21 protein-coding genes and 1 tRNA gene are annotated in these 20,350 nt (G+C 68.0%); 20 read left to right on the top strand and 2 right to left on the bottom strand.

All coding sequences use genetic code 11. The annotated features are described in order from the left end of the window. Window positions 1–26 precede the first annotated feature (26 nt). The 12 genes from M3B11_RS10445 (at window position 27) to M3B11_RS10390 (ending at window position 11,310) form a co-directional block, all read left to right on the top strand. On the top strand, window positions 27–2,351 hold the full coding sequence (locus M3B11_RS10445; protein WP_259877388.1) for a 4-alpha-glucanotransferase: 2,325 nt from the start codon (window positions 27–29) through the stop codon (window positions 2,349–2,351). After that, complete coding sequence (locus M3B11_RS10440) at window positions 2,348–2,716, top strand: chorismate mutase (protein ID WP_175294591.1); 369 nt, start codon at window positions 2,348–2,350, stop codon at window positions 2,714–2,716. Before M3B11_RS10445 ends, M3B11_RS10440 begins: the two co-directional genes overlap by 4 nt. 258 nt (window positions 2,717–2,974) lie before the next feature. Continuing rightward, window positions 2,975–3,283, top strand: coding sequence for a 50S ribosomal protein L21 (gene rplU / locus M3B11_RS10435; RefSeq protein ID WP_102159800.1), 309 nt, complete (start codon window positions 2,975–2,977; stop codon window positions 3,281–3,283). Between the two features lie 30 nt (window positions 3,284–3,313). Beyond that, a complete protein-coding gene (gene rpmA, locus M3B11_RS10430) occupies window positions 3,314–3,565 on the top strand; it encodes a 50S ribosomal protein L27 (RefSeq protein WP_102159802.1) in 252 nt (83 codons plus the stop codon). A gap of 232 nt (window positions 3,566–3,797) precedes the next feature. Further along, window positions 3,798–5,345, top strand: a complete 1,548-nt coding sequence (gene obgE / locus M3B11_RS10425; RefSeq protein WP_259877387.1) for a GTPase ObgE — start codon at window positions 3,798–3,800, stop codon at window positions 5,343–5,345. Next, on the top strand, window positions 5,342–6,487 hold the full coding sequence (gene proB, locus M3B11_RS10420) for a glutamate 5-kinase (RefSeq protein ID WP_259877386.1): 1,146 nt from the start codon (window positions 5,342–5,344) through the stop codon (window positions 6,485–6,487). The genes obgE and proB overlap by 4 nt, the downstream gene beginning before the upstream one ends. A 12-nt stretch (window positions 6,488–6,499) precedes the next feature. Beyond that, window positions 6,500–7,795, top strand: coding sequence for a glutamate-5-semialdehyde dehydrogenase (locus M3B11_RS10415; RefSeq protein ID WP_259877385.1), 1,296 nt, complete (start codon window positions 6,500–6,502; stop codon window positions 7,793–7,795). A 116-nt stretch (window positions 7,796–7,911) separates the two neighbouring features. After that, window positions 7,912–8,070 (top strand): hypothetical protein, encoded by a 159-nt coding sequence (locus tag M3B11_RS10410; RefSeq protein ID WP_170273905.1) that lies wholly within the window; start codon window positions 7,912–7,914, stop codon window positions 8,068–8,070. 1 nt (window position 8,071) lies between these two features. After that, entirely contained in the window at window positions 8,072–8,671 is a 600-nt protein-coding gene (nadD, locus tag M3B11_RS10405; RefSeq protein WP_165883086.1) for a nicotinate-nucleotide adenylyltransferase, read from the top strand. Beyond that, complete coding sequence (locus tag M3B11_RS10400) at window positions 8,664–10,256, top strand: hypothetical protein (RefSeq protein ID WP_259877384.1); 1,593 nt, start codon at window positions 8,664–8,666, stop codon at window positions 10,254–10,256. Before nadD ends, M3B11_RS10400 begins: the two co-directional genes overlap by 8 nt. A gap of 26 nt (window positions 10,257–10,282) precedes the next feature. Further along, window positions 10,283–10,693 (top strand): ribosome silencing factor, encoded by a 411-nt coding sequence (gene rsfS, locus M3B11_RS10395; RefSeq protein ID WP_259877383.1) that lies wholly within the window; start codon window positions 10,283–10,285, stop codon window positions 10,691–10,693. After that, window positions 10,693–11,310 carry a histidine phosphatase family protein gene (locus tag M3B11_RS10390; RefSeq protein WP_259877382.1) on the top strand — a complete coding sequence of 206 codons (618 nt, stop codon included), beginning with the start codon at window positions 10,693–10,695 and terminating at the stop codon, window positions 11,308–11,310. The genes rsfS and M3B11_RS10390 overlap by 1 nt, the downstream gene beginning before the upstream one ends. Window positions 11,311–11,319: 9 nt before the next feature. On the opposite strand, the gene M3B11_RS10385 is transcribed toward M3B11_RS10390, so the two are convergent. Further along, window positions 11,320–12,441: a glycosyltransferase family 1 protein gene (locus M3B11_RS10385; protein WP_259877392.1), complete on the bottom strand. Its 1,122-nt coding sequence runs from the start codon at window positions 12,439–12,441 to the stop codon at window positions 11,320–11,322. Between the two features lie 200 nt (window positions 12,442–12,641). Between M3B11_RS10385 and M3B11_RS10380 the strand changes: the two genes are divergently transcribed. The 6 genes from M3B11_RS10380 to M3B11_RS10355 are packed head-to-tail and all read left to right on the top strand — an operon-like array spanning window position 12,642 to window position 18,548. Next, window positions 12,642–15,689 carry a DUF4040 family protein gene (locus M3B11_RS10380; RefSeq protein WP_259877381.1) on the top strand — a complete coding sequence of 1,016 codons (3,048 nt, stop codon included), beginning with the start codon at window positions 12,642–12,644 and terminating at the stop codon, window positions 15,687–15,689. Beyond that, entirely contained in the window at window positions 15,686–16,018 is a 333-nt protein-coding gene (locus M3B11_RS10375; RefSeq protein ID WP_165883080.1) for a sodium:proton antiporter, read from the top strand. Before M3B11_RS10380 ends, M3B11_RS10375 begins: the two co-directional genes overlap by 4 nt. After that, window positions 16,015–17,535 carry a monovalent cation/H+ antiporter subunit D family protein gene (locus tag M3B11_RS10370; RefSeq protein WP_259877380.1) on the top strand — a complete coding sequence of 507 codons (1,521 nt, stop codon included), beginning with the start codon at window positions 16,015–16,017 and terminating at the stop codon, window positions 17,533–17,535. The genes M3B11_RS10375 and M3B11_RS10370 overlap by 4 nt, the downstream gene beginning before the upstream one ends. Continuing rightward, window positions 17,528–17,914 (top strand): Na+/H+ antiporter subunit E, encoded by a 387-nt coding sequence (locus M3B11_RS10365; RefSeq protein ID WP_259877379.1) that lies wholly within the window; start codon window positions 17,528–17,530, stop codon window positions 17,912–17,914. The genes M3B11_RS10370 and M3B11_RS10365 overlap by 8 nt, the downstream gene beginning before the upstream one ends. Continuing rightward, complete coding sequence (locus M3B11_RS10360) at window positions 17,911–18,171, top strand: transporter (RefSeq protein ID WP_165883077.1); 261 nt, start codon at window positions 17,911–17,913, stop codon at window positions 18,169–18,171. Before M3B11_RS10365 ends, M3B11_RS10360 begins: the two co-directional genes overlap by 4 nt. After that, entirely contained in the window at window positions 18,168–18,548 is a 381-nt protein-coding gene (locus M3B11_RS10355; RefSeq protein WP_102159827.1) for a monovalent cation/H(+) antiporter subunit G, read from the top strand. Before M3B11_RS10360 ends, M3B11_RS10355 begins: the two co-directional genes overlap by 4 nt. Before the next feature lie 4 nt (window positions 18,549–18,552). On the opposite strand, the gene M3B11_RS10350 is transcribed toward M3B11_RS10355, so the two are convergent. Continuing rightward, window positions 18,553–19,473, bottom strand: a complete 921-nt coding sequence (locus tag M3B11_RS10350) for an alpha/beta fold hydrolase (RefSeq protein WP_259877378.1) — start codon at window positions 19,471–19,473, stop codon at window positions 18,553–18,555. A 165-nt stretch (window positions 19,474–19,638) separates the two neighbouring features. Here M3B11_RS10350 and M3B11_RS10345 point away from each other — a divergent pair. Beyond that, a tRNA-Ala gene (locus tag M3B11_RS10345) sits at window positions 19,639–19,711 on the top strand. A gap of 322 nt (window positions 19,712–20,033) precedes the next feature. Further along, window positions 20,034–20,192 (top strand): hypothetical protein, encoded by a 159-nt coding sequence (locus M3B11_RS10340; RefSeq protein ID WP_259877377.1) that lies wholly within the window; start codon window positions 20,034–20,036, stop codon window positions 20,190–20,192. Window positions 20,193–20,350 lie beyond the last annotated feature (158 nt).

Here is a 20,350-nt window from a genome sequence, read left to right as displayed (position 1 = left end):
TCACGTCTATCCACTAATCTGAAGGCATGGCGCACATGACTTCGCTGCACGACCTCGCCGCCCGCTGCGGCATCAGCCCGGTGACCCGCGACGACGACGGCACCGAGCGACCCGTTCCCGAGGCGGTGCTCACCGGTCTGCTCGAAGCGCTCGGGGTGGCCGCCACCACCGACGACGACGTGGCCGCCAGTCTGCAGCAGCTCGCCGATGATGAGCTGCGCCGGGGTCTGCCGCAGTGCGTGACGATGCGGGCAGACGCATCCGAAGAGGTGGCGATCCACGTGCGCGAGGGCGCACCTCACCGGCTGGTCATCGAGACCGAAGACGGCGCGGCGATGCCGGTCGAGTCGATCGGCGAGGCGACCGCGACCACCTCGGTGATGGTCGACGGGTCACCCCAGCTGCGCCAGTGCCGCACTGCCGTGCTGCCCGAAAGGCTGCCGACCGGATACCACACCCTCGTGCTCACCGACGGTGACGCCGAGCACCGCTGCCCGCTCATCGTCGCCCCTGCAGCCACGGCCGATCCCGGCCGCCGCGCAGGCCGTGACGATACGGCACACGGGCGGATGTGGGGTGTGTGCGCCGACCTGTACGCCATCCGCTCCCACCGCTCCTGGGGCGTCGGCGACTTCGGCGATCTCAGTGATCTCGTCATCGCCGCCGCCGATCGCGGCGCCGATTTCATCCGGCTGGGTCCCATCCACGCATTGCCGATCCGCGAGACCAGCGTCAAGAGCTCCAAGGCCAGCCCGCTGGGCACCCCGTCGCCCTATGTGCCCTCCAGCCGGGTCGCGATCGACCCGATCTACCTGCGCATCGAGGACGTACCTGAGATCGGCCACGTGCCGGCCGCCCAGCGTGAGGCGATCCAGTCACTCGGCCGCGGCTGGGGCCTGCCGAATGCGGGCGCTGAGCCGATCCCGCGCGCCAAGGTGCTCGGCGACAAGCTCGCTGCCCTGCGCATCCTCTACAGCATGCCGCCGACGGCGACGCGGCGCCGGCTGTTCAGCGACTTCTGTCGGCAGGCGCCCGAATCGCTCAAGCGCTGGGCGCTCATGAGCGCAGCAGCCGCCCACTATGCGACCAGCCGCAACCCGGATGCGTGGCGGGAGAAGATGCCGCACCCGCGCAGCAGGACAGCCGCAGAGTTCTTCGACGAGCACCGCGCTGGCGTCGAGTTCTGGCTGTGGACGCAGTTCCTGGCCGTCGAACAGCTGCGTCACGTCAAGGCTGTCGCCGCACAGGTCGGCATGCGGGTCGGGCTCATCACCGACATCGCTCCCGGCATCAGTGCCGAGGGAGGAGACTGGTGGGCAGGCCTGCACAGCGAGGGCGCGCAGACCGGCGGTCAGAGCCTGTACCTCGACGGCATCGAACGCCGTGACGGCGCGGCCTCCAGCGGCGATGCCGCCCTGCGGCCATGGAACCCCCAGCTGCTCGCGGCAGACGGCTACACCGCCGTGCGCGACATGCTGCGCACCGCCGCAGCCGGAGCCGGGGCGATCAGCATCGAGCGCTTCTCCAGCCTCGGCCGCCAGCGCTGGGCCGTCACCGACGCCGACGAGGACGCCTGGGCCGAGGTCGACCTCGGCAGCGCGGCGATCGACGCAGTGCTCGCACTCGAATCCGAACGGCTCGGCCTCGACATCCTCTCGACCACCTCGGTGTGGGAGGACCGCGAGCTGCGCCACAGCTTCGCCGACGGGTCTGCGCCGGCTGAGACCATCGCCGTCCTCACCCCGCCGACCCACGCCCCGCTGGCGAGCTACATCAACCTCGGCGACCTCGACGCGGCGCAGCAGCACAAGGCCCTTCACGGCGACATCCAGCAGCTCACAAGCGAAGAGCGCACCAGGCGCCAGGAGGTGCTCAAGGAAGCCGCGGAACTCGGTGCGCTGGCCCCGACCGAGACGATGGTCGGCACGATCGACGAACCCTGGCCGGTCGTCGTCGGGCTGCACACCTACCTCGGGCAGCTCAACGCCGCCTACCTCGGCGCCTCCCTCATGGACATCGTCGGCCAGCAGGCGCTGCCGCACATCCCGGGCGCCGGCGAGTCCCACCCCAACTGGTCGGTGGTGCTGCAGGACGCCGACTCCCAGGCAGTCCTCATCGAGGAACTCGACCAGCATCCCGGCTTCGCCCAGATCGCGAACACGCTGAGCGAACAGGTCTCCGGCGGCCATAAGCTGGAGGCCGCCGAACCGGTTGCCGGCTTCGCCGCGGACACCGGGTCGACGGCAGCAGGCGAACTCCAGTCAGATGCCGGAGCGGACACCGCCGGCCGCGACCGGCAGGCAACCGGCTCAACGGCTGCCAGCACCCGCTCACGTGAGGAGGACAGATGAGCCGCGAATCCGCCGACCCGCAGTCTGCCGCCAGCGCAACCGGCCCGCAGGCAGACACCAGCACCGCATCACCGGCGGAGCTCACGCGACTGCGCAACAGCATCGACAACGTCGACGCCGCCCTCATCCACATCCTCGCCGAACGGTTCAAGCTCACCGAGGCCGTCGGCCGGCTCAAAGCCAGCAGCGACCTGCCGCCAGCCGACCCGGCGCGCGAGGCCCGGCAGGTCGAGCGGCTGCGCTCCCTGGCCGAGGAGAGCCACCTCGATCCCGAGTTCGCTGAGAAGTTCCTCACATTCATCGTCGCCGAGGTCATCCGCCACCATGAGCGGATCGCCGAGGAGAACCGCGACAGCTCAGCCTGAGCGGATGCAGACCGGCCGTGCAGGGGAGAAGCACCGGTTCTGGTGCCGCCTGGCTGCTTTGAATCCGGCAGCCGGGCGCGCTAGACTGTTGCGTCGGTGCAGAAAGCATCACGGTCGATCCTTCCTCTCAATGGGTCGGATCCTCCTGCCAGCTGCCAGGCAGCCGGCAGCAGGAGACGGACCAAGGAAGCATTGCCGTTTCGGGAAGTCGCCGCAGCATCCGGCTGGGCGCGCAGAATGCTAAGAAGGGGTTCGCACATGGTCTATGCCATCGTCCGTGCCGGCGGCCATCAGGAGAAGGTCAGCGTCGGCGATATCATCACCGTCAACCGTATGAAGGCCGCAGCAGGCGACAACGTCGAACTCGAAGCAGTTCTGCACGTCGACGGCGACACCGTCACCCACGACTCCGACTCGCTTGCCAAGATCACCGTCACCGCCGAGGTCGTCGACGAGACCCGCGGACCGAAGATCGTCATCCAGAAGTACAAGAACAAGACTGGATACAAGAAGCGGATCGGTCACCGCCAGGATCTCACCCGCCTGAAGATCACCGGCATCAAGTAAGCACACCCAGCTCTTTCTAGGAGACACACTATGGCAACGAAAAAGGGAGCGAGCTCGACCAAGAACGGTCGCGACTCAAACGCCCAGCGACTGGGTGTCAAGCGCTTCGGCGGCCAGACCGTCAACGCCGGCGAGATCCTCGTCCGTCAGCGCGGCACCCGCTTCCACCCGGGCGCCAATGTCGGCAAGGGCGGCGACGACACGCTGTTCGCCCTCTCGGCAGGCACCGTTGAGTTCGGCGCGAAGGGCGGCCGCAAGGTCGTCAACATCGTCGCCGGCTGATAACAGACATTCCGGCAGCCCGGCTGCCAGCTCACCACGACGGTGAGCGCACGGAGGGGTGAGTCCGCACGGACTAACCCCTCTGTGCATCTTCCGCGCCGTTCGCCCAGCGGGCGCACCACCCACCGCGGCGCTGCGCCCGCTAGGCTTGAGCGGGCAGCCGCTCGGCAGTCGTGCCAGCACCCAGGCCAGGCAGCCTACCTGGTCGGCAACCACAGGATGACAGGACGCTATGGCCATCGAATTCATTGACCGTGTGACTCTCCACGTCTCCGCTGGCGACGGCGGCAACGGCTGCACCTCGGTGCGGCGTGAGAAGTTCAAGCCCCTCGGCGGTCCCGACGGCGCCAACGGCGGCAACGGCGGCGACGTCATCCTCGAAGTCGACGACCAGACCACCACGCTGCTGCCGTACCAGCGCTCACCGCACCGCAGCGCCCCCAGCGGTGGGATCGGCAAGGGCGACCTGCGCCACGGCGCCGACGGTGAGGACCTCATCCTGCCCGTGCCCTCCGGCACGGTCGTGAAAGCCGCCGACGGCACCCTGCTGGCCGACCTCGTCGAACCGGGCACCCGGTTCATCGCCGCTGCCGGCGGCCGGGGCGGGCTCGGCAACGCAGCGCTTGCCTCGAAGAAGCGCAAGGCACCCGGCTTCGCCCTGCTCGGCGAACCCGGCGATACCCGCGATCTCATCCTCGAAGTCAAGACCGTCGCTGACGTCGCCCTCATCGGCTACCCGTCTGCCGGCAAGTCCAGTCTCATCGCCGCCCTGTCAGCAGCGAAGCCGAAGATCGCCGACTACCCCTTCACCACGCTCGTGCCCAACCTCGGAGTCGTGCAGGCCGGTGACACCCGCTACACGATCGCCGATGTGCCCGGGCTCATCCCCGGAGCCGCCCAGGGCCGCGGGCTGGGCCACGAGTTCCTGCGCCACGTCGAACGCTGCGCCGTCCTCGTCCACGTCATCGACATGGCCACCTGGGAGACCGACCGCGACCCGGTCAGCGACCTTACGACCATCGAAGCCGAACTCGCCGCCTACGAGGTCGACGTCGCCCCCGGAGACGACAACACCCCCGGTGACCTGCTGCCGCTGACCGAACGCCCGACCCTCGTGGCCTTCAACAAAGTCGATGTGCCCGATGCCCAGGATCTGGCCGACATCGTCCGCGCCGACGTCGAAGCAGCCGGCTACCGCGTCTTCGATGTCTCCGCCGCTACCCACAAGGGACTGAAGGAGCTGTCCTACGCGCTGGCGGACATCGTTGCCGCCGAGCGCGAGCGCCGCGCTGCCGAGGCGAGGGAGCCGGTGCGCACCATCATCCGCCCCGTCGCCGTCGACGACACCGGATTTCAGATCGTTGAAGAGCACTCCGCCGACGGCCCGCTCTTCCGGATCCTCGGGGCCAAGCCCGAACGCTGGGTGCGCCAGACCGACTTCGGCAATGACGAAGCCGTCGGGTACCTCGCCGACCGGCTCGAACGCCTCGGCGTCGAAGAAGAGCTGTTCCGGGCCGGTGCCAAGCCCGGTGACACCATCGTCATCGGGCCTGATGACGGTGTGGTCTTCGACTGGGATCCGACCATGGTCGGCGGAGCCGAACTCCTGGCCGCCCCGCGCGGCGGCGACGCCCGCCTCGAGGAGGGCGGCCGCGCCACCCGCCGTGAGCGCAAGGCCGCGTTCCATGAGCGAATGGACGCCAAGGCCGCCACCCGTGCCGAGTTCGAAGCCGAGCGGCTGGCCGAGAAGACCCTGCGGGAGGAAGGAGAACAGGAATGACCGATGTGACCCTGGAGGCCACCCGCGAGGCGGTGCGGGGCGCCAAGCGCCTCGTCGTCAAGATCGGCTCCTCGTCGCTGACCTCGGTGGCGGGCGGCCTCAACCGCGACCATCTGCGCGCCCTGACGACCGCACTGGCTCAGCACCGGGCCGCCGGCCACGAGGTCATCCTCGTCTCCTCCGGCGCAATCGCCGCCGGCCTCGAACCGGCCGGACTGCCCAAACGGCCGAAGGACCTCGCCACCCAGCAGGCCGCCGCAGGCGTCGGCCAGGGCCTGCTCATGGCCGCCTACACCACCGTGCTGCGCGAACACGCCGTGGTGCCCGGCCAGGTGCTGCTGACCGCCGACGACCTCATCCGCCGCACCCAGTACCGCAACGCCCAGCGCGCCATCGAACGCCTCCTGGCCCTGGGCATCATGCCGATCGTCAACGAGAACGATGCTGTGGCCACCCACGAGATCCGCTTCGGCGACAACGACCGTCTCGCTGCCCTCGTCGCCCACCTGACGCACGCCGATGCGCTCGTGCTGCTCTCCGACGTCGACGCGCTCTACACCGCACCCCCGGGCAACCCGGACTCCCGTCGCGTCGACTTCGTCCCGGACCAAGACGCACTGGCCGCCTACGGCATCGGCGGCGCCGGGGCGGCCGGCACCGGCACCGGCGGGATGATGACGAAGGTGCAGGCGGCGACCATGGCCGCCGATTCCGGCATACCGACCGTGCTGACAGCAGCCGCCAACGTCCACCGGGCACTGGCCGGAGAGGACATCGGCACTTACTTCGCCGTCACCCACAGACGCCGCCAGACCCGCCTGCTGTGGCTGGCGCACCTGGCCCAGACGCTCGGCTCCATCCGCATCGACGACGGCGCCGTGCGCGCGATCTCGCGGCGCGGCACCTCCCTGCTGGCCGCCGGAGTCACCGGCGTCGACGGGGTGTTCGAAGCCGGAGATCCAGTTGATGTTCGCGACTCTGACGGTAGGCTGGTGGCGCGTGGGCTGGTGAACTTCGCCACTCACGAACTCCCAGACATGTTCGGGCTGTCCACTGACGAACTGGGCCGGCGCTTCGGGGATGACTACCGCAAGGAGATCATCCACCGCAACGACCTGGTTCTCACCGACGCCGTCTTCTAGAAAGCACTGACCATGACGGAAACTGCGACTTCTGACATCCATCCCAAGACCGTGCGCGCGATCACCCGCATCGCCAAGAGCGCCAAGGATGCCTCCGCGGAGCTGGCTACGACCTCGACGGCGGTGAAGAACGCCGCGCTCGAGGCGATCGCCCGGACACTGGAGGAGAACACCGCCGACATTCTGCTGGCCAATGCCGAGGACCTGGAGACAGCGGAGAAGAAGGGCACCTCCGATGCGCTGCTCGACCGGCTCCGGCTGACCGAGGATCGCATCGCCGACATCGCCGGTGCCGTGCGCGAGGTCGTCGCGCTCGACGACCCGGTCGGCACCGTCATCCAGGGACGCACCCTGCTCAACGGCATCCAGCTGACCGAGCAGCGCGTGCCGATGGGCGTCATCGGCGCGATCTACGAAGCCCGCCCGAACGTCACCGTCGACATCGCCGCCCTGGCCATCAAGGCCGGCAACGCCGTCGTGCTGCGCGGCGGCTCGGCAGCGAAGTCCTCGAACACGCTGCTCATCGAACTGCTGCGCACAGCGGTCGAAAGCACGGGTCTGCCGGCAGCGACCGTCGCCGGCATCGACGAGTACGGCCGCGACGGTGCGAAGGTGCTCATGCAGTCGCGTGACTTCGTCGACCTGCTCATTCCGCGCGGTGGTGCCGAGCTCATCTCCGCCGTCGTCCATGAGTCGATCGTGCCGGTCATCGAGACCGGGGTCGGCAACGTCCATATGTTCCTCGACGCCTCGGCCACGGCCCGGCAGGCCGCCGACCTGGTCATCAACTCCAAGACCCACCGGCCGAGCGTGTGCAACGCCCTGGAGACCCTGCTGGTGCATGAGAAGGCCGCCCGGCGCGTGTTGCCGAAGATCCTCGGCGATCTCGACGCCCACGGCGTGACGATCCACGCTGGTTCCGATGTCGGCGAGTACGCCCCTGAGGGCGTCAAGGTCCGGCGGGTCTCCCGCCGCGACTGGGCCAAGGAGTACCTCGGCCTGGAGATCGCCATCAAGCTCGTCGCCGGCCTCGACGAGGCCATCGAGCACATCCGCGCCTACACCTCCGGCCACACCGAGGTCATCGTCACCAACGACATCTCAAGCGCCGACGCCTTCGTCGGTGCCGTCGATGCCGCCGCTGTCGGCGTCAACGTCTCGACCCGGTTCACCGACGGCGGGCAGTTCGGCCTCGGAGCGGAGGTCGGCATCTCGACGCAGAAGCTGCACGCGCGCGGGCCGATGGGCCTGACCCACCTGACGACGAGCAAGTGGATCATGCGCGGCAGCGGACAGCTGCGCACCTGAATCGATGGCCGGCCACGCCGCGCCCGGGTGCGCGCTGACCTGCATTTCATGAGAAACTGGTGACGACTGTCGCGCCCGCGCGGCAGCCGGCACCATCTGACACAAGGAGAAACTGAGTGAAGACCGCCATCCTGCTCGCCCAGGCAGCACCTGAGCATCATGTCGTCATCGACCTGCCGATGGACCCGATCTACTTCGGCCTCATCGCATTCGGCATCCTGATGTTCCTCATGTTCGTCACGATGTCGTGGAAGGGCATCTCGCACCGTCACTGACATGTCATCAGGTCCGCGCAGAGTCGGTGTCATGGGTGGCACCTTCGATCCCATTCACAACGGTCACCTGGTCGCCGCCAGCGAGGTGGCGGCCACGTTCGACCTCGATGAGGTCGTGTTCGTGCCCACCGGCATCCCGTATCAGAAGCAGCACGTCACCGCTGCTGAGCACCGCTACCTTATGACGGTCATCGCGACCGCCTCGAATCCGCGGTTCACCGTCTCCCGGGTCGACATCGATCGGCCCGGGGAGACGTACACCATCGACACGCTGCGCGATCTGGCCGAGGTGTATGGTGAAGAAACCGAGCTGTACTTCATCACCGGCGCCGACGCGGTCGAGCAGATCCTGACGTGGAAAGACGTCGAGGAGCTGTTCTCGCTGGCGCACTTCGTCGGCGTCACCCGGCCAGGACACGACCTCAACGGCGACGGCATCCCGACCGATGAGCTGAGCCAACTGCAGATCCCGGCCCTGGCGATCTCCTCGACCGACTGCCGGGCACGTGTGGAAAAGGGCCTGCCGGTCTGGTACCTGGTGCCCGATGGTGTCGTGCAGTACATCGCAAAGCACGAGCTGTACAGGAGTGAGGATGGCTGACGAGTTCATGTCCCGCAAGGCGCGCCGCGAAGCAGAGCGGCGTGCCGCCGAGCAGGCTTTCGAAGCCCGGCAGAGCAGCGGACAGCCCGGGCAGCCGCCGGCAGACACGACACCGGCAAGCACGACTCAGGTACAGCAGACCCAGGCACCTGCCGACCAGCCAGCAGCCCAGCAGCAGGCGGTCCCGGCCTTCGACGGTGCCGAGGTGCCGCCAGTGCGCCACGAGCGCGGCCCGCTGGCAGCCGACCGGCCGGTCGAAGAGGCACCCCCGCAGACCGCGGCCAACCGCCGTCGCTACGACGACGCCTCAGCACCGGTGCGCCGGACCGATCAGCATCAGCAGAACGGTCAGCCGCAGGTGCAGGAAGCCCAGTCGACGCCCTCACCCTCCCAGCCGGTGCCTTCACCGCCGAAGCCCGAGCATGCGCCGCCGCCGTCTGCGACGGACCTGCCGACGTTCGCCACGCGCGCCGAACGGCGCCGCTATCTGCGCGAACACGGGCTCGTGCCCGCTCCCGCCGACGCCGCCGACGCCACCGTTACCGGTGAGAGCGCCGCCGGCACCGGACCGACCGCCCAGGACACCCCGGCAGCAGCGAGCGATGACACCGAGCAGGCTGCGGCGATGACCCCGCGCCCACCGGCCCCGCCGGTCGAGGAGAGCAGCGCAGCCACAGACCAGCGTCCGTACCCCTCGGCCCCGGCCCGGCAGGCCACGGCGAGCAACCTCGCCGGCGACCTCAGCGACGACGTCGCAGACGAGCGTCCGCACACCATGAGCCCCGGCGCCTATGCCACCAGCCATCCGGGCACCCCTGCAGCCCCGGCTCAGGGATCCAGCGGGATGCCAGTCGAGCAGATCGGCACCCAGCGGATGTCACCAGGAGCCAGGCCCGATGCGGTCGTTGCCTCCCCGCCGCCTGCCACCCAGCCAGCCGGCTCACCGCTGCCGTCAGCCCAGCCGATGCCCTCGCCGTCAGCTCAGCAGACCGCAGCACCCGAACAGGCTGCGGCAGCAATCCCGGTGCCCGAGCATGGCCGCCCGGTAACCGGCACGACCCCGCCGACGGCAGGCGGTGTGGACCTCACAGCGCGACGCCAGCGCCGCGCCCCCGTCGTCAAGCCCCCGCAAACAGAGGGCATCCGCGTCGTCACCGGCGCCGCCCAGCTCGCCCGCACCCAGGCGGCGATCGACGAGGCCCGGCGCGCCGACGACGCCCAGACGCCCACCGCCTCGGGTACGGCCGCCGGCACCCAGACCGACCCCAGCGCCGAGGCCGACGACCACGCACTGCGGGTTCGCGCCTCCGGCCCGATGACCACCCCGATCGACGCGATTCCACAGGAAGACCTCGACAAGGAGGTCGAAGGTGACGCCGTCGAATCGTGGGACGCCCCAGACGCCGGGGAGGGCGATGAGCTCGCCAGCCCGCCAGCCCCGCCGATGAGTGCGCGCCAGATCACCCACGAAGACGGCGATATCCTCTACGACGGCGAGCCGTCGAAGCTGCCGTTCATCGTGCTCGGAATCGCAGGAGTCGCGGCGCTCACCCTCATCATCTTCGCCCTCATCCTCATCTTCTGAGGTCTCCTCGTAACGAAAGGAACTGCGTGACGGCTACCGACCACGCGATCGCACTGGCCCGGACTGCCGGACAGGCCGCCGCCGACAAGCTCGGCACCGACATCGTCGCCCTCGACGTCAGCGAGCAGCTCTACCTCACCGACATCTTCCTCATCGCCTCCGTGTCCAATGAGCGGCAGGCCGGCGCCGTCATCGACGCTGTCGAAGAGGCGCTGCGCACAGCCCACGACGTCAAACCGACCCGGCGTGAAGGCAAGGGCTCCTCAGGCTGGTCGCTCATCGACTTCGTTGATGTCGTCGTCCACGTCTTCACCGCCGGGGACCGGCAGTTCTACGCTCTCGAAAGCCTGTGGAAGGACTGCCCGGTCATCGAACTCGACATCGACGCAGGCAGCGACAGCGCAGCCGGTGAACCGGCGGCAGGTGTGCAGGACTGATGGTCCAGGCGCTGTACTTCGTCCGGCACGGCGAGACCGACTACAACCGGGAGGGCCGCTTCCAGGGCCACGCCGACATCCCGCTCAACGCCCGCGGCCGTGAGCAGGCAGCAGCGGTGGCCGCCCAGCTGGCTGGTCACGGCATCCGCACTATCGTCTCCTCTGACCTCTCCCGCGCCCGCGAGACCGCTGATGCGATCGCCGGTGCCCTCGGCGTCGCGGTCGAGGAGAACCCGCTGCTGCGCGAACTCAACGTCGGCGACTGGCAGGCCAAGACCCGCCAGGAGATCAGCGAGATCTGGCCCGAGCAGCTCGCCGCCTGGCTCGGCGGCCAAGACATGCGCCCACCCGGCGGCGAGAGCCGCAGCGAATCAGCCAACCGGGTCGTGCAGGCGATCCGCGCCCTCGTCGCAGAGATCGGCGAGGTTGACGGAGCGATCGCCATCGTCGCCCATGGTGCGGTGCTGCGCGGGGCTGCCGAGGAACTCCTCGGCATGAGCGCCGGCAGCGGCAGCCTCGGCGTTCTCGGCAACTGCGCCTACGGTGTGCTCACCCCGCGCCGGGACGCGTGGGTGCTGCGCAGCTGGGGGATGAGCGCCACCGACACCCCCGCGTGAGGCGCGCGGTCAGCGCAGTGGGCGGGCGCTAGTCCTCGGCTGGTGCTCGTCGCCCACCAGCTGGTGAGCGAGATCGAGCAGCTGCTGGGCTGAGCGCTCCCAGCTGAACGTCTGTGCCTGCCTGCGGCCTGCCTCGGCGGCGGTTCGCCAGCGTTCGGCATCGGCAAACCGGAGCACGGCAGCAGCCATCGCCTCGGGGTCCCGCGGGTCGAAGAACTCCGCAACACCATCGGCGAGTTCGTGGAACACCGGGATGTCCGACAGCGCGACCGGCACTGCACGGCTCATCGCCTCGACGACCGGCAGACCGAAGCCCTCATCCAACGACGGCATGACGAGCGCGGTCGCCCGATCGAGCAGCTGCTGATAGTCCGCATCGCTGGTCCCGCGGTGGAAGACCACCCGGGCACAGTCCGGCGTGAGGCTGCGCAGCCGCGCCTCGATCTGCGCAGTGATGCCACTGGCCAGGTGCAGCGTCCAGCCCGGCAGCCAGTGCAGCGCCTGGACGAGCGTGTCGACGTTCTTATACGGCAGGAACGAACCCATGTAGACAAGCGTGCGCGCATCATGGCCGCTGCTGCGCTGCGGCAGCTCGGCCGGCGGGACGGCAGCGTTGCGGATGACAGTGACCGGACGGCTGGTGAAATCCTGCTCGGCTAGCAGCCGGGCGGTCGTCTCCGATACCGCAGCGACCGCGTCAGCACGGTCGAGCAGCAGCCGCTGCGGCCAATGCGCCTTGTGATACAGGCGCCACAGCCCGCGTACCGGTGCCGGCAGGTCCCGCGGCGGCAGCGGATGGGAGTAGTAGATGAGGTCGTGGATGGTGAGGATGAGCTTGTAGTCACGCGGCCAGGAACCCATCACCTGCATGGGGGAGAAGACGACATCGGCGCGAAGTCGGTTGAGCTTCGTGCCGACCCACAGCTCCGCCGGCGACAGCGGGGAATTCAGCTTCACCGACTCGACCTCAGGCAACAGGGCCAGCTGCCGGTCGTCGTGGATGATGGCGGTGACGTCGACGTCGGTGCCGGCAGTGAGCTCGAGCAGGGAGGTGAGCAGGGAGGCACCGTACCGGGAGATCCCGTCATGATGGGTCATGCGGGTGAACCGGGCATCGAAGAAGAGTCGCATCGCCACCAGCCTAGGCTACGTCCTGCGGTGATCTGCGGTCGGCTTCAGGGTGATATCAGGTTCTCAGCGTTTTGGCGAGCTTCGTCCAGTGTCGATATTATGTCGCGTATGTTCGAAGCGACTCCCGCACCCGTGCCAGCAGCCGCATTCCGAGCTCTTCGATCTGAGGGCACCAACACGGGTGGACGGGTGGAACATCCATGACAGGACTTGTGACCCTGGCCCTGCTGGCCGGCCTTGTCGCACTGACCCCGGTCGTCACCGCTCTCGCCGGCCGGGCCTCCGGCTGGCTCATCGGCGCCGTCTACGTCGCTGCCGCCATCGCCTTCATCCCCGCCACCCAGGCAGTGCTCGCCGGTGACACACCGGAATGGGCGCTGCCGTGGATGCCGGCCCTCAACGTCGAACTCGCCTTCCGCATCGACGGCATCGGCGTGGTCTTCACCCACATCGCGCTGCTTATCGGCGCGGCCGTGCTCTTCTACTCGACGCACTACCTCGACAAGGGCCGCAACCTCAGCTTCTACTGGCTGATGGTCGCCTTCACCTTCTCGATGGTCGCTCTTGTGCTGACCAACGACCTCGTCGTCCTGTTCATCGCCTGGGAGCTGACGTCCCTGGCGTCCTTCATGCTCATCGCCCGGTCGGGCTCTTCCGGGGAGGCGCCGTCGTTCCGCACACTCCTCATCACCTTCATCGGCGGTGTGCTGCTGCTCGTCGCCGTCGGGTTCATCATCGCCTTCACCGGCACCACGAACATCGTCGCCGCCCTGACCGATCCGTTCTGGGCAGCCAATCCGGCCGCCACCACGGCAGTGGCGCTGCTCGTGGCGATCGCGGCGATGACGAAGTCCGCGCAGTTCCCATTCCACACCTGGCTACCCGATGCGATGGCCGCCGCCACCCCGGTCAGCGCCTACCTGCATGCCGCCGCCGTCGTCAAAGCCGGCATCTTCCTGCTCATCCGCTTCAGCCCGGCCTTCCACACCACCCCGGCCTGGAACGGCCTGCTCATCACCGCCGGCCTCATCACCACAGCCCTCGGCGGCTGGTTCGCCCTCAACCAGGCGGACCTGAAGAAGCTCATGGCCTACTCGACGGTCAGCCAGCTGGGCCTCATCGTCGCCGCGATCGGCGTCGGCAGCGAACTGGCGCTGGCTGCGGCCGTGTTCCACGTCATCGCCCACGCGCTGTTCAAGTCCGGGCTGTTCATGATGGTCGGCGTCGTCGACCACATCGGCCACACCCGCATGTTCGGGCGCATCCCGCAGCTGTTCCGGGTCGCCCCGATCTCGTTCGCCGTCACCATCATCGGCACCGCCTCGATGGCCGGCATCCCGCCGCTGCTGGGCTTCGCGTCGAAGGAGACGGTCTTCATGGCGCTGCGCGAGACCCCGGGTGCTGCCGCGCTCGGCTGGCTCGCCCTCATCGCCGGTGCTGCCGCCTCGGTGCTGACGTTCGCCTACTGCGCCAAGATCGTCTTCGGCAGCTTCGTCGACGGGCCCGAGGTGCCGGCCGAGAAGCTCGGTCACGAGGACAGGGTGATGCTCACCTTCGCGGCCCTGCCGATCCTTGCCTCCGTGCCGCTGGCGTTCATGCTGCCGACGCTGGAGAAGCTCGTCGTCCCGGCCGCTGCTGCAGCGCTGCCGGGCACCGACCCGCACCCGCACCTGGCGCTGTGGCACGGCATCAGCCCCGAGCTCATCGCCTCCGCCCTCATCATCGCCGCCGGCATCGTCATCATCCTCATCCGCCAGCGCGCCTGGGAGTTCTTCACCGCCGCGACCCTGCCGTTCAACGGTGCCGATGTCATCGACGTCATCACCCGCCTCCTCAGCCGGCTCGGCGCCCGGGCCACCCGCCTCATCGGCGATGAGCGCGGCGCCCCGCACGCCGCAGCGATCGTCGGGCTCATGACGGTCGTCTCGATCGGCGGCCTGGCCACTGTGCTGGCCGACCATGAGCTGCCGGCCGCTCAGGCGAACCTGTCGCGCCCGATCGACTTCGTGCTGCTGGGCCTCATCGGCTTCTCCGTCATCGCCGTCTGCTTCTCCCGCTCCCGCATGACCGCCACCGTCGCGCTGTCGGCCATCGGCATCCTCGCAACCATCCAGATCATGGCGATCGGCGCACCCGACGTCACACTCACCCAGCTGCTCGTCGAGGCGATGACGATCATCGTCATCATGCTCGTGCTGCAGAAGCTGCCGCGCACCTTCTGGAAGTACCCCAAGCGCATGCAGATCCGCCGCGGCGTGCTCGCCATCCTCGCCGGCATCGGCGTCGGCGGAATGACGTGGGCGATGGCCGGCCGGCGCGAACGCTCCGACATCGCGATGTGGTACCTGAATGAGGCCCCGGAGATCTCCGGGGGCAACAACATCGTCAACGTCATCCTCGTCGAGTTCCGTGCCCTCGATACCTTCGGCGAACTCACCGTGCTCGGCATGGCCGGCATCGCCATCGTCGCCGTCATGTCGACGGTGCGCGACAAGTACATCGACCCGCCAGCCTCCGAGGTTCCCGAGATGCCGCGCCGGCCGTGGATCGTGCTGCGCCCCCGCGGCTCCATGGCCCACCGTGCCGTGTCCCTGGCATGGCCGAACGTCGTGGCCATGCAGCTCATGGTCCGGATCGTCGGCCCGATCCTTGCGATCACCTCGGCGCTCATCTTCTGGCGCGGGCACAACGAGCCCGGCGGCGGCTTCATCGCAGCGCTCGTCGGCTCGGCGATCGTCGGACTGCTGTACATGTCGACCTCGAAGGACCGGGCGATCGGCCCGCCGCGCGCCCCGCTGTTCCTCATCGGCGGCGGCGTGCTCGTCGCCCTGCTCACCGGCATCGTCGGACTCATCTTCGCCGGATCGTTCCTCGAGCCGATCCACGGCTACATCCTCGGCGAGCACTTCTCGACCTCGCTCATCTTCGACGTCGGCGTCTACATGGCGGTCGTCGGACTCATCCTCGTGTCGTTCAACCTGCTCGGCACCTCGGACTCGGCCTTCACCCCGGCCGGTGACGACGTCCTCTACCTCGGTGAGATGCACCGCGATGTCGTCGATCACGAGCGCACCCGAGAACGCACCGACGAGATGGTCCACGGTGAGCTCGCCGGCCCGATGGAGAACATGCGAGGCGAACCACCCACAGCCGAGGACTACTTCAGAGAAGAGAGCGACCACACCCGATTGTCGAGATCATCGAGGCACATCGGCTCAGGAACCCAGATGAAGGAGCGTGGAGAATGATCCTGGCAGTCACAGTCGGCGTTCTCACCGCAGGCGGGGTGTACCTGCTGCTCCAGCGCTCCATGGTGCGTGCCGTCTTCGGTCTCACGCTCATCTCCCACGCCGCGAATTTCGCGCTGCTGGCCTCCGGCGTGCCCGCCTGGCGCGGTGAACCGCTGGCCGACCGCACCGACATCGCGGTCGCAGCAGATCCGCTGCCGCAGGCCTTCGTGCTCACCGCCATCGTCATCACGCTTGCGGTGACGATCTTCATGCTCGCGATGGCCGTGCTCGGACACGACGACGACCAATACCGCACACCGGAGACAGGGGAGGCCCACCAGCAGTGAATCCCGCTCTTCTGCTCCTCATCATCGCCGTGCCGCTGTTCGCCTCGGCGATGACCGTCATCATCCGCGCGCGCGTCTTCGAACGCGCCCTGCTGCTCGCCGTTCCGGTGTTCGTCTTCGTCTTCGGCATCGTGCTGCTCGTCTACCACCAGCAGGTGCCGGTCATCGCCCACTCGGTCGGCGGATACGAAGACGGCCTGGCGATCCCGTTCGTGTCCGACACGTTCACCGCGCTCATGCTCACCGTCACCTCGCTGGCGGCATTCGTGTGCTGCCTGTTCCTCATCACCACCGGTGAGGACCAGTACCGGTTCGTGCCCTCACTGGTGCTCATGATGCTCTCCGGCGTCTACGGTGCCTTCCTCACCGGCGACCTGTTCAACCTCTTCGTCTTCATCGAGGTCATGGTGCTGCCGTCCTACGCGCTCATCGCCGTGACCGGCACCTGGCGGCGCCTGGGTGTGGGGCGAATGTTCGTCATCGTCAACCTCCTCATCTCGACGATCCTCGTCATCGGCGTCGGCTTCGTCTACGGTGCTGCAGGCACCGTCAACATCGCCGGCATCGCAGCGATCGGCCATGTCAGCCCGCAGCTGTCGCTGGCGGTCGGCTTCGTTCTCGTGGCCTTCCTCGGCAAGGCCGGCGCGGCTCCCATGCACGGCTGGCTCATCCGCTCGTATCCGAACACCTCGGCGGGCATGATGGCGCTGTTCTCCGCCCTGCACACGAAAGTCGGCCTCTACGCCGTCTACCGTGTCTACACCGCAGTCTTCGGCCAGCCGGCCCCGTGGGCGTGGGTGCTTGTCGCGCTTGTCGTCCTCACGATCCTGCTCTCGGTGATCTCCGCCTTCGGCGAGCACCGGGCCCGCAACGTGCTGGCGTTCACAATGTCCAACGGCGTCGGCCACATCCTCATCGGCGTCGCCCTCATGACCGCCGCGGCACTGTCGGCGGGCATGTACTACCTCATCCACCACATCATCACGATGGCCGGGCTGCTGCTCGTGCTCGGCGCCATTGAGCAGACCTACGGCACCGGCGCGTTCAAGAAGCTCTCAGGCCTGGCCCGACGGGAGAAGCCCGCCACGGTGCTCATGGTGCTCGGGCTCTTCAGCATCATCGGCCTACCGCCCACCTCGGGCCTGTGGGGCAAGGTCGGGCTGATCCTCGCCTCGGCCTCAGCAGACCGGCCCGGCTCCGGGATCATCATCACCGCGATCGTCATCGGCTCGGTCATCGGGCTCATGGCCTTGCAGCGGATGTGGTCGAACACGTTCTGGGGCAAGGACATGACGATCTACCATCCGGACTCCAAGCAGACCGGACGCGCCCCGGCCACGGAGCTGACCGACGATGTGCGCATCCCGAACCGGCTGCTCATGCCCGGTGCGATCATGATCGCCGTGTCGGTGTTCCTGTTCTTCGGCGCCCAGCTCGTCATCCCGTTCACGCAGCGCGCCGCCGAGGGCCTGCTCAACATCACCCCCTACCTGGAGGCGGTGCTCGGACATGTTTAATCCCATCAGCGCGATCGGATACTCCGCGTGGATCCTCAAGGAAGTCGTCGCCGGCAGCGTCGAGGTCATCACCCACATCTTCCAGCCTGGCGGCTACGGCCACCCGATGATCGTCGAACTGCCGCTGCGCTGCGTGACCGATGTCGAGGTCACCCTCATGGCCTCGTCGATCACCATCACTCCGGGCACCCTCGTTGTCGCCGTCGGCGCCGGAGATGAGTATCGGCCGCCGACCCTTTTCGTCCACGTCCTCTTCGCCGACAGCGAGGACGAAGCACTCGAAGGGCTGCGCGACATGGAGAGCCGACTGCTCAAGGTCACCCGCGGACGCGCACCCGGTGACATCCGTGAGGGAACGAAGTCGGGTGATGTGCGATGACCATCGTCATCTGGATCTGCATCGCTCTGCTGGCCGCCAGCATCGTCATCGGACTGGTGCGTGCGCTCACCGCCATCGATATGGGTTCGCGAGCCATCATCGGCGACCTCGTGTACTTCTCTGCCATCGGGATCCTCACCTGCATCGCGATGCTCGTGGACCTGTCGATCATTCTCGACGTCATCTTCCTGTCCTCGCTGCTCGGCATCCTTGCCACGGTGGCGCTGGCCCGCATCCAGACAAGGGGGCACCGATGATCCCAGACACCCTGGCCGCCGTGCTCGTCGGGATCTTCGGGATCACCGGCAGCCTGCTCGTGTTCTTCTCCGTCATCGCGATGTTCCGTGCCAAGGACGCCCTGGCCCGCATCAGCGTTTTCTCACCTGCCACCGGTCTCGGCATGCCGCTCATCCTGGCCGCCGCCTACATCTACACGCTGTGGCAGGACGGCTTCAGCCTGATGCGCCTGCTCATGGCCCTGGTCGCGTTCGTTTCGCTGCTGCTGGTGTCCTCGGTCGCCTCGAACACCCTCTCGCGGGCGACCTTCATGGGCGGCTCACCGGTATGGCGCAAGACGCACCCGAACCGACTGGCCGAGCCGCGCCACCCCGAAGACGACGCCGGCCTCGACTGAGCAGTCAGTCCTCGATCGCGTCGATGATCCCTGCGATCTGCTCCGGGCGCTCATAGTGCGTCAGGTGCCCGACGCGATCGAACACCACGAGCTCGGCATCCGGAAGCGAATCAGCGAACGCCGTAGTCGCGGCCAGCGGCGCGATCTCGTCATCCCGCCCGGCGACCACGGTGACCGGCATCGTCAACGCGTCTGCCGCCTCGGCGGCGGTGTGCCGGATCGAGACCTCGAAGGCCTCAGCCAGAGAGCGGCGGTCGGCAAACGTCGAGAAATGCCGGCGATGCTGGTCGTGGATGAACGCGCGCAGCCCCGGATCCCGGGTTGCGGCCATCACCTCGCTCATCAGCCGGACGATGGCCCGGTTGCGCAGCAGCGCGCTGCCGGCCCGTTCTGGCAGCTGTGATCCGGCCCAGTAGTAGGCTTGTGCGGCCTGCGTCATGATCCGGTTCGTGCCCGCGAGTGCGGGGGTGACGATCGGGTTGAGCAGGATGAGCGGTGCCGCCGCCGAGGCGGGGGGCACCTGGGCGCGATCGGCGCGGCTCATCGTGCGGGCGGCCCAGTGGGCGGTCAGGATCGAGCCGAACGAGTGTCCGATGACCAGCGGGGGAGCGCCTGCGGCAGAGGTCACTGCGGTGACGAGCCCGTCGAGGAAGTCGAGGTAGGCCTCCAGGGTCAGTCCGCCGGGCAACGGGGGAGTGAGCCCGAATCCGGGCAGATCAGGCACATAGGCCTCGCGCGTGCGTAGATGATGGGCGATGAACGACAGACCGTGGTGGTCGCCGCGGAAGCCGTGGATGAGCAATACCGGCCGGCGGTCTGCGCTGGCGGACGCGCTGCGGGCCGGGTAGTGCCACAGCGCCGTCGGATGTGCGCCGTCCCGGAAGGGCACGGAGAGATCGGTGCGGGCGCTGAGTATGAAGTCCATCGATGGTGAGTCTAGCGCCCGGTCACCGGCACATCTCGCAAGCGCCCGACGCGGCGCTGCGGCCGACCCGGCTTCAGCGTTGCGTAGCTCACACCCGCAGGATTTTGCAATTCGGGCGCGGGTGAGTAACATCGATACAGGCGTTCGCGAGAACACCACCCACACGGGGGTATGGCGCAGTTGGTAGCGCGTCTCCATGGCATGGAGAAGGTCAGGGGTTCGAATCCCCTTACCTCCACGTAAAGTTGAACGTTCGAACCTTGCCCCGCATCATCGCGGGGCAAGGTTCTTTCGTTGTGTGGCCTGGGGTTGGTGGCCAGGATCGTCTGGATCGCTTCAGTCGGTTGGAGGGTGGCGTCGTCCTCGTCATCGATGGTGATGCGGTCGAACAGTGCCCGGTTGAGCATCCTCCGCTCTGAGGGTTCGGCCTTGGCGTAGACGTCGCCGATGTCGGTGAGGAGCCCGAGGATCGCGTCGAGCCCGACCTTGGCCTTGTCGTAGGTCATCTCCAACGTGTCGAGCCGGCCGGTGATCGCTTGCAGGCTCGCGCGGATGCGGTCTTGTTCGGTCTTGAGCAGGGCGATGGGGATCGCGCCGGCGTAATGGGCTTGGAGGAGCTTGACCTGTTCGGCTTCGAGCTTCGCCTTCTGCCCGGCGAGGAGCTTCTGCTCGTCGCTGGTGGACTCGGCGAGGGTGTCGAACACCTGCCCGAGCACTGACTCGATCTGCGCTGCTTCCTCCTTGGTGACGGAGACCTGCTTGTACTGGTTCTCGATGGACTGCTCGACGCGGTGGGTGAGGACGGCGGTGCGCTGGCAGTTGTTGCGCTTGAACCGGCGGCCGGTGCAGGTGAAGTAGTCGTAGGCGACGCCCTGGT

The sequence above is a fragment of the Brevibacterium sp. p3-SID960 genome (assembly GCF_025144725.1).
GTDB lineage: Bacteria > Actinomycetota > Actinomycetes > Actinomycetales > Brevibacteriaceae > Brevibacterium.
Note: the sequence above shows the minus strand (reverse complement) of the source record. Positions and strands in the feature narration are given on the sequence as shown.